Below are 8369 nucleotides of genomic sequence, written 5' to 3'. Positions count from 1 at the left end.
CCAGCAGCGCACGGTCGTCGTCGGAGTCACCAACCCGCTCGGCACCGACGCACCCGAGCACGAGCTTCACGATCGCCGCGTCCTGACCGGAGGAGATTGACGATGTTGGCTGGACTTGCATTCGGCTCGGAGATCAAGCGTTTCGGTCGCAGCCGTTTGACGCGCGTGGCGATCGTGGTGCTGATGCTGCTGCCGCTGGTGTACGGGGCGCTGTACCTGTGGGCGTTCTGGGATCCCTTCGGCCACACCAACAAAATGCCGGTGGCCCTGGTCAATTCCGACCGCGGCGCCGTCGTCTCCGGCGAGCAGTTCAACGCCGGCGAGGAGATCGCCAAGAGCCTGACCGCGGACGGCGGGTTGGACTGGCACGTCGTGGACCTGGCCGAAGCGCGCAACGGAGTCGACCACGGCAAGTACTACTTCATGGTCGAGCTGCCACCGGACTTCAGCGCGGCGATCGCGTCGCCGGTGACGGGGCAACCCAAGAAGGCCAACCTGATCGCCGTCTACAACGACGCCAACAACTACATCTCCACCAGCATCGGCCGCACCGCCATCAGCCAGGTGCTCAACGCGGTGTCCAGCCGGATCTCCGGCCAGGCCGTCAATCACATGCTGTCCGTGGTGGTTACGTCGGGCGCGGGCATCAAGCAGGCCGCCGAGGGCGCCGCTCGACTCGACGACGGGGCCGGGCAGCTGGCCGCCGGCCTCGACACGGCCCGGTCCGGCTCGGCGCGCCTCGCCGCCGGGGCCCAGCAATTGTCCGACGGAATCAACCAGGCCACCGACCCGCTGCTCGCGGTGACCCGGGCGCTGTCACAGGTCGGCGGCGACACGCAGCAATTGCAACAGGGCGCTGCCGCGCTGCAGCAGGCCAACGACCAGATCGGCGCCATCGCCACCGCACAAGACGGTGCCGCTGACGCGCTGTCGCCGGTGATCGATCAGCTCGCCGCGCGCCAGGATCCGTTGGCGAACAACCTGCGCAGCATCCAGGATCAACTGCGTGGCCATCAGTTCACGCCGCAGATCCGCCAACGCCTCACCGACGCGCAAAACGCCGCGATCGCGATGACCTCCGCCCTGCGCACGCCCGGCAGCCCGCTGGGTTCGGCCCTCGACCAGGTCGGCAACAAGGGGCAGGAGCTGACGAACAAGCTCACGCAGCTCCGCGACGGCGCCCAGCAGCTGTCCTCCGGCAACGCCGAGTTGGCAAGCGGCATAGTCAAGCTCGATGACGGGGCGCACCAACTCAAGGCGGGGTCGGCCGAGCTGGCCGGCAAGCTCGGCGAGGGGGCCAACCAGCTGCCCAACTGGACGACTCAGCAAAAGGACGCGGTCGCAGACACCATCGGTGGGCCGGTGCAGCTCGCAGCCTCGCACGAGAACGCCGCACCCAACTTCGGCACCGGCATGGCCCCGTTCTTCCTGACGCTGGCGCTGTTCTTCGGCGCATTGGTGCTGTGGATGGTGCTGCGGCCCTTGCAGAGTCGCGCGATCGCCGCGGAGGTGCTCGAAATCCGGGTGGTGCTCGCCAGCTATCTGCCCGCGGCCACGATCGCGCTGTTCCAGGCGATCGTCCTCTACTGCGTGGTCCGGTTCGCCCTCGGCATGCGTGCCGTGCACCCGGTCGCGATGCTGGGGTTCATGATCCTCATCTCCGCCGCATTCGTGGCCGCCACGCAGGCGATCAACGCGCTCGTCGGCCCAGCGGTGGGACGGGTGCTGATCATGGCCCTGCTGATGCTGCAGCTGGTCAGCGCCGGCGGCATGTACCCCGTGGAGACCACTTCGCGGCCCTTCCAGGTCCTGCACCGCTTCGACCCGATGACCTACGGCGTCAACGGGCTGCGCCAGCTCATCCTCGGCGGCATCGACGGACGGCTCTGGCAAGCGATCACCGTGCTGGTTGCGATAACGGCTGTCGCGCTGGCAATCTCATCGCTGTCCGCACGGCGAGATCGCCTGTGGAACCTCACCAGGCTGATCCCGGCGATCAAGATGTAGGCAAACGTTCCGCGTCAACAATCGACGTTGCATGATGGTGGGCAAGCTCTGCAATCGAGAGGAAGCCCATGTTAGGTGTGCATCATTCGGCGATTTGCACCTCCGATGTCGAACGGTCGCTCCGATTCTGGTGCGAAGGCCTGGGACTGAGCCAGTTGATGGATTACGACTTCGTCGGCGATTGGCCGGAACTGTTCGGGGCCGGGAGCGATCGGCTGCGATCGGTGTTTCTCGGCGATCCGCAGACATCGGGCAGCGGGTTTGTCGAACTGGTGGAGGTGGCCGGCGCCCTTGAGGCACTGCCGGATTCGACCGCGTTACGGCACGGGTTCATGTTGCTCTCACTGCAGCGTGAAGTCGACGAAACGCTCGCCGCTTTGGCTGCATTGGGTTTCACCGACGGCGTGCGGCGCATCGATGTCGTGGCCCCGGACGGAAGGACCGTCGCGATGGCGGTGATCGAAGCGCCGGACGGGGTACTCGTTGAGCTGATCGGGCGGGCGAAATGAGCATCGCGCTGGTCACGGGCGGTGCGTCCGGAATCGGGCGTGAAGTTGCCGGACGGTTGCGCGATGCGGCTCACGACGTCGTCGTGTGGGATCTCGCCGATGCGGACATCGTCTGTGACGTCAGCGATCCCGACGCCGTGTCGGCCGCGATGGAACAAACGGTGAGCGAGCATGGCACACCCACCCGGATCGTCACCTGCGCCGGGGTCGGTGCCTCGGGGCTGTTGCTCGAACAGTCGCCCGCGGAATGGAACCGGGTGTTGGGCGTCAACCTCACCGGCACCTGGCTGACGATCCGTGCCGGGGCGCAAGCGATGGTCGACGCCGGGGTGGGCGGCTCGATCGTCGCGGTTTCCAGTATCAGCGGCACCGTCGCCGACCGGGACATGGGCGCCTACTGCGTGTCGAAGGCCGGGGTGGACATGTTGGTGAAGGTCGCCGCCGTGGAATGGGGCGTGCACGGCATCCGGGTGAATGCCGTCGGGCCGGGCGTCACACGCACACCGATGCTGGCCAAGCCCGAGCAGCTCCCCGGCTGGGTGGAGGCACTGTCCGAACGCACGGCGCTCGGCCGGCTGGGGGAGGCAGACGACGTGGCCGGGGCGATCGTGGGCCTCCTCGAGTTGCCCTGGGTGACAGGACAAATCGTGCACGCCGACGGCGGCCTGGCCCTACACAGTCCGATTGACGCCTACGGCCAAGTGCAGCGACTGCGCAGGCTCACCCGGCCCGCCCCAGCATCAGAGTGACTTGGCGCAGCAGCGCGGTCCGAAATTTATCCGCCGTCGGGTTTCGAAAGTGCAAGGTCCGGGGAACCATGGCGCCGGCAAGCCAGACCAGTAACAGGTCGACGACTTCGTCGGGGCTGGCGATGGGCGCGAAGGCCCCCGAGTCGCGGCCCTCGGTCACCGCTTTCACGAACGGTGCGCGGTAGCGCGCCCAGCCCTCTTCGCTGTAGTCACGCAATTCCGCATCGCGCATGCTGGAACGCCAGACCTCAATTAACAATTGGTGATTGCTCAAAGGAGTGTTGAGGTTTCGATCGATCATGGTAACCAGGCGATTCCACGGATCCCGCTCGGCCTCGGCGACGGCCTCGAGCGCGACCGCCTCGACTTCGGTGGCGTGCCTGATGGCCTCGATAAGCATGTCCTCACGCGAGCCGAAGTAGTTTTGCAGCGTGCTGATGGCCATGCCGCTGGCCGCCGAGACATCGGCGAAGCGGGTGTTCTCGTACCCACGTTCGGCCAAGACGGTCGCGACTGTCTCGGTCACCTCGACTCGACGCGCTCCGCCCGCCCGGCGAGTTCGCCGCTGCATAGTCATGGCTGTATGGTACGGCTATACCGACATAATGCAATCGCCATTCAGCCCGCGCCGTGGGGCGGGATGTTGTGGTTGAGGCGAAACCTGTTGTGCGGGTCGTACTTCGTCTTGACCACCCTGAGCCTGTCGTACACCCTGGGCTCGTAGGCCTTGCGGGCGCGTTCCTCGGTCGCGTCGCTGGGGCCCTGGAAACTGGGGCTGGCCAGCTCGTGCAGCCACGGCTTCAGCGCGGTGAGAAGCCCGGAACCGCAGTGCATGCGATGCACCGCGTCGTGCCCGGGTGGCACGACGGTCAGACCGAAGAAGGCAAAGGCTGCGTCCCGCGCACCCACGGCGTTGGGGAACGGCGCCGGCTTGCCGAAGGCGCCTTGCAGGTGTCGGATGTCAACGATGTTGATGGGGCTGCCGGAGTCCGGCCCGACGACATCGACGATCGCGGCGACGGTGTCTTGGGTCAGCTCCCGGAGCAGGCCGAAGTGTTCGACCGCCGCCGCCGGGTCCGTCGGATCATTGCTGATCGACGCGAATTCGGTGTAGGGCATGCTTCGTACGGTGTCCGCCAGCGCGGGCGCGACCTGGCGCATCGAATCGATCAGCCGGGCCCCGACGGCATCGTCTCCGGCGAAGGAGACGCGTAGTGAGATTGTCAGCTGGCCCTGCATGAAGGGCGGAAGGCCGGGCAGGGGAGGCAGATTCAGCAGAGCCAGGCTCGTCGACAGCTCGTCGGGCGCTGTGGCCGTGAGCTCCCGGTAGGCGTCCAATACGTGGCGGGCGTGTCGGCCCGAGTAGAGGATGGATCCCGCGTAGAGCGTCGTCACGGGAAAGAGGGAGAACTCCATCGCCGTCACGACCCCGAAGTTGCCCTTGCCGCCCAGCAATGCGCCGAATAGGTCGGCTTCGGAGTGCGGGGACACCCGGCGCAACTGGCCGTCGCCGGTCACCACGTCGATGCGGGTGACATGGTCGGCGGCCCAACCGTATTTGCGTCCCATCGTCAGACTGGCGCCGCCACCGAGGGTGTAGCCGACGACGCCGACGCCGGGTGAGGATCCGGGCAGCGGAGCCAGTCCGTACTCGGCGGCGGCTTCCACCAGCGCCCCGAACCGCACGCCGGCGTCGACTCGCGCCAACCGGGTCTCGGCGTTGATCGCGATGCCGGACATCCTTCTCGTGGTGATCATCAGCGTGTCGCCGTCGGCGGCGAGCGATGGTCCGTGCCCGGTATTGAGGACGGCGATCTTGAGGCCATGGCGCGCCGCGAACGTCACCGCCGTCGACACGTCGCCGGCACTGGCCGCACCCACCACGACGGCGGGGCGATGCTGCACGGCCGTGTTGAAGACCGCCACTTCCTGCGTGTAGCCCAAGGTCCTCTCCGTCTCGACCGGACCCTGTACGGCAGCTTGCAGTTCAGAAAGTTTGTCGCCCCACTTCTCCACGGGTGGTCCTTTCAATAGGTACAGTGATACGGTATCACCATACCGATCTTTCGGATGGGCGATATGCGCTAGGTCACAAGGAAGAAGGGTGCGGGTGTATCGCGGATTGCGACGCGTGTGGCGCAGATCAGATCGGCATGGGAACGAATTTGCCGGAGCGATAGTCCGAAACCTCATCTCCTCAGCGGCGCTACTTGCCATCGCGGCGTGGCTCGCCTGCGCGCTGATCGGATCTGATGCAAGACCACCTACCGGCGTCGGCTACGAAGTGATAGCGCAAACCTCAACCGAGGGACGAACATTCGTCGTTCGCGATACCACGATTGCCCCCGGTGGTGCCATAGGTTGGCACTGGCATCCGGGCACCGTGATCGCGGTGGTGAAGCAAGGTACCTTGTACCACTACGGCAACGACTGCACCGTCGATGGCATCTACCGGCCGGGCGACTCGTTTATTGAGCTCAGTGGTCCGGCCCATGTGCACGATGGCCGCAATCGCGGAACGACTTCGGTAGTGCTCGAGCTGCTGCTGATCGATCCGGTGGGCACGTCACCCGCCGAGGCGGCTGACCCACCGCGAGCCTGCAGATGATCTGGACCGGCGGTGATTCACCCGACTCCGTAATCGATGATGCCCCGGATGATCTTTCCGTTGCGGAGGTCGTCGTAGGCGTCGTTGATCTCGTCGAGGCGATAGCGGCGGGTGATCATTTCGTCGAGCTGAAGCTGCCCGGTCTGATAGAGCCGGGCGAGGCGGGAGATGTCGGCCCTCGGGTTGCACGATCCGAATATCGTTCCGGCCAGCGTCTTGTTCATCAGGATGAAGTCCTGCAGGTCGATCTTGACCGACCGCGTGAGCTGTGACGTCATTCCGGTGAGCACGCACGTCCCGCCCTTGCGGGTGAGCTGCAGCGCGTCGCGGACGTCGGCGGCGGTGATCAGCGAAGGCGAGACCACGACGGCGTCGGCCATGACGCCGTAGGTCAAGTCCCGCACCATGTCCTGCGCCTCGGCGATCGTGGCCGCGCTGTGGGTGGCCCCGAACTGCAGCGCCGATTTCTGCTTGAACTCCACCGGGTCCACGGCGACGATCTGAGCGGCGCCGCTGATCCGCGCGCCCTGGATCGCGCCAGTCCCGATCCCGCCCGCACCGATGACCACGACGGTGTCCCCGCCGCGTACACCGGCACGGTTGGCGGCCGAACCATAGCCGGTCGGAATGGCGCATGACAGCAACGCGCTCGGAGCCAGCGGCAGGGTCGGCTCGATTTTCACCAGCGAATTCGTCGACACCACAGTGTGTTCGGCGAATGCCCCGACCTTCGCCAGATGCCCCAGTGGCCGGCCGTCGGCGGTGTGATGACGGAAGGTGCCGTCGGTGGGCATCCCCGGGGTGAGGGTGAAAGCGCCGACGTCGCAGATGTACTCCATGCCGGTCGCGCACCAGCGGCACTGCCCGCACACCGCGACGAACGACATCACCACGTGGTCGCCGGGCGCGAAATCCGTTACCCCCTCGCCTACTTGCCGCACGATGCCCGAGCCCTCGTGGCCGCCGATCGTGGGAAACATCGTCGGCAGGCCGAGCGATCGCATCACCTCGTTGGGCGCCGACATGTCGCCTTTGAGGATGTGGTCGTCGGAGTGGCACAGCCCGGCCGCCGCCATCTCGACCAGCACTTCGCCGGCCCGGGGTGGGTCGAGCTCGAATTCCTCGACCGACCACGGCCCGCCGACGTCGTGCAGGAGCGCTCCTCTAGTTTTCAAGCGGCCTCCTCATGCGACCGGGGAGAAGGTGACCGGAAGCTTGTTGGGGGAGCGGAAGGTGAGCCCGACGATCTTGGACTCCTGGCCGGTCCCGTCGTCGGCCACGAAGGTCAGATCCTTGACGCGATCGAACAGGCTGTTCAGCATCACCTGCGTCTCGAGGCGGGCGAGATGCATGCCGAGGCACATGTGGATGCCGCCGGCGAATGCGATGTGCGCCTGGCGCGGCCGGCGGATGTCGAAGGTATTCGGGTCGGTCCAGCGGCTCTCGTCGCGGTTGGCCGATCCCATGCACATGTCGATCTGCGCGTCGGCCGGGATTGTCTTGCCGCCGATCTCGACCTCTTCGGTCGTGGTCCGCATGACCATGGTCAGCGGGGTTTCATAGCGCAGGCCCTCCTCGATCGCCATCGGGATCAGCGATCGGTCCCGGTAGACGAGCGCCAGCTGCTCCGGGTGGGTCAGCAACAGGTAGAGCAGGTTGCCCGACGAGCGGTAGGTGGTCTCCAGCCCGGCCGGCAGCAGCAGCCGCAGGAACGCGATGATGGCCTCGTCGGAAAGCTTCTCGCCGTCGATCTCGGCGGCCACCAGGTCCCCGATGATGTCATCGGTGCGTTTGCGCCGCCGCTGCTCGACCTGATCGAGGAAGTAGCCGTGCAACTCCGCTGCGGCGTTGAGCCCGGCCACGATGTCGGTCGGGATGGAGATGAGGTCGAGGGACAACCGCCGGAAGAGGTCGAGGTCCTCAGGGGGCAGGCCGAGGAGCGTGGAGATGATCCGGGTGGGGAACTCGAACGTCACCGCCTTGACGAGGTCCGCCTGGCCGTCGTTCTTGATTTCGTCGACCAGTTGGTCGCATACCGGCCCGATGACCGACGGTTCCCAGCGTTCCAGCGCGGTGGCGCGGAAGGCCTTGGCCACCAGGTTGCGGTGGTCGTGGTGTTCCTTGCCGCCCATCGCCAGGATGGTGTGGCCCATCACCAAACCGATCGTCTCGTCGTACTTGTGGGAGCTGAAGATCCGGTCGTCGCGGAAGGCCTGAAACAGGGGGTCGTAACCGAACAGCACCCACTCGTCTTTCGGTCGCAGCTCTTCCGGCATCTGCGAGTGGTCGGCCAGGGCGCCGTGCCAAACCGGGTCCGTATGCCTCATGTACTCGAAGAACGGGTACGGGCTGGTTTCACCGGTGAAGTCGAGCGTGACGGGCTGGTTGGCGGGGTCGGTGCTGAGCGTCATTCAGCGCTCCTCCTGAGCAGCCGGTAAGCGGATTGGTACGCTGGGAATTTAGCTATCATAGTATAAATAGCAAGTAAGCCCAACG

8 protein-coding genes are annotated in these 8369 nt (G+C 66.0%); 4 read left to right on the top strand and 4 right to left on the bottom strand.

The window, feature by feature from the left end; genetic code table 11:
* Positions 1-102: 102 nt before the first annotated feature.
* From A9X03_RS12650 to A9X03_RS12640, 3 genes are all read left to right on the top strand, one after another.
* Positions 103-2007 carry a YhgE/Pip domain-containing protein gene (locus A9X03_RS12650; RefSeq protein ID WP_067760470.1) on the top strand — a complete coding sequence of 635 codons (1905 nt, stop codon included), beginning with the start codon at positions 103-105 and terminating at the stop codon, positions 2005-2007.
* Between the two features lie 68 nt (positions 2008-2075).
* Positions 2076-2516, top strand: coding sequence for a VOC family protein (locus tag A9X03_RS12645; protein ID WP_082954804.1), 441 nt, complete (start codon positions 2076-2078; stop codon positions 2514-2516).
* The gene (locus A9X03_RS12640; protein WP_068261323.1) at positions 2513-3265 is read left to right on the top strand and encodes an SDR family NAD(P)-dependent oxidoreductase; all 753 of its coding nucleotides are present in this window, start codon (positions 2513-2515) and stop codon (positions 3263-3265) included. Before A9X03_RS12645 ends, A9X03_RS12640 begins: the two co-directional genes overlap by 4 nt.
* Here the strand turns inward: A9X03_RS12640 and A9X03_RS12635 are convergent.
* Entirely contained in the window at positions 3237-3767 is a 531-nt protein-coding gene (locus A9X03_RS12635; protein WP_197696064.1) for a TetR/AcrR family transcriptional regulator, read from the bottom strand. The two genes, A9X03_RS12640 and A9X03_RS12635, sit on opposite strands and share 29 nt — an antisense overlap.
* Positions 3768-3883: 116 nt before the next feature.
* Positions 3884-5209, bottom strand: a complete 1326-nt coding sequence (locus tag A9X03_RS12630; RefSeq protein WP_197696063.1) for an FAD-binding oxidoreductase — start codon at positions 5207-5209, stop codon at positions 3884-3886.
* A gap of 160 nt (positions 5210-5369) precedes the next feature.
* On the opposite strand from A9X03_RS12630, the gene A9X03_RS12625 reads away from it, so the two are divergent.
* A complete protein-coding gene (locus tag A9X03_RS12625; RefSeq protein ID WP_197694448.1) occupies positions 5370-5873 on the top strand; it encodes a cupin domain-containing protein in 504 nt (167 codons plus the stop codon).
* A gap of 17 nt (positions 5874-5890) precedes the next feature.
* On the opposite strand, the gene A9X03_RS12620 is transcribed toward A9X03_RS12625, so the two are convergent.
* Both A9X03_RS12620 and A9X03_RS12615 read right to left on the bottom strand, forming a co-directional pair.
* On the bottom strand, positions 5891-7048 hold the full coding sequence (locus A9X03_RS12620; protein WP_067760476.1) for a Zn-dependent alcohol dehydrogenase: 1158 nt from the start codon (positions 7046-7048) through the stop codon (positions 5891-5893).
* Positions 7049-7057: 9 nt separating this feature from the next.
* Complete coding sequence (locus A9X03_RS12615; RefSeq protein WP_067760478.1) at positions 7058-8284, bottom strand: cytochrome P450; 1227 nt, start codon at positions 8282-8284, stop codon at positions 7058-7060.
* Positions 8285-8369: the final 85 nt, after the last annotated feature.

The sequence above is a fragment of the Mycobacterium sp. E1715 genome (genome assembly GCF_001667625.1).
Classification (GTDB): Bacteria; Actinomycetota; Actinomycetes; order Mycobacteriales; family Mycobacteriaceae; genus Mycobacterium.
Note: the sequence above shows the minus strand (reverse complement) of the source record. Positions and strands in the feature narration are given on the sequence as shown.